Below are 829 nucleotides of genomic sequence, written 5' to 3'. Positions count from 1 at the left end.
TTTCGTAATAATGGCATGTGACATAGCACAGGCATCTCCCAGCCAAAATACTTATACAACAACTGGTGCTTAGGTGCCGAGTTAATCCACTCTTCACCACGGATAACATGCGTGATCGCCATCAAATGGTCATCAACTACATTCGCCAGGTGATAAGTAGGCATACCGTCTGACTTAAGCAGAATTTGAGAATCGACCTGAGACCAGTCAATCTCTATCTTGCCACGTAACATATCGTCAATTTCGCAAACACCTTCGTCCGGAACTTTCATACGAATAACATGCGCATCGCCACGAGCTAAACGTTCTTTGACTTCGTCACTAGATAACTCAAGGTCACCTTTAATCCCAGGGTTTAAACCCGCCGCTTTTCGCTCTTCACGAATCGCATCAAGCTCTTCTGGTGTACGAAAACAATAAAAGGCATTACCCTGTTCGACCAACTGCTCGGCATAGGCACGATAGTCGTCTTTTCGCTCACTCTGGCGATAAGGCCCATAATCACCACCTACATCTGGACCTTCGTCCCAATCAAGCCCTAACCACTTCATTGAAGATAAAATATCACGTTCCGATTCTGGCGTGCTTCTCGCTTGGTCAGTATCTTCAATTCGAAGGATAAACTTACCTCCGTGTTGCTTGGCGAAACACATATTAAACAATGCAATATATGCTGTACCAACATGAGGGTCACCCGTTGGGGATGGTGCGATTCGTGTTCTTACCATTTGTGTCATTAACGTTATGCCTATCTGATTTTTTACTGTGTCAACGCTGGTATCGAGCGCTTAAATATTATCTGTATACCTTACTAGCCGTAACCACCAAC

General features: G+C 44.6%; 1 protein-coding gene. It reads right to left on the bottom strand.

The genetic code is table 11. From position 1 onward, the window contains the following. Window positions 1–737: glutamate--tRNA ligase (gene gltX / locus A3735_RS27445; protein WP_068639051.1), on the bottom strand; the 737-nt coding region annotated here is incomplete at its 3' end. Window positions 738–829 lie beyond the last annotated feature (92 nt).

The organism is Oleiphilus sp. HI0061 (assembly GCF_001635675.1).
This window is presented reverse-complemented; position numbering and strand designations above follow the sequence as displayed.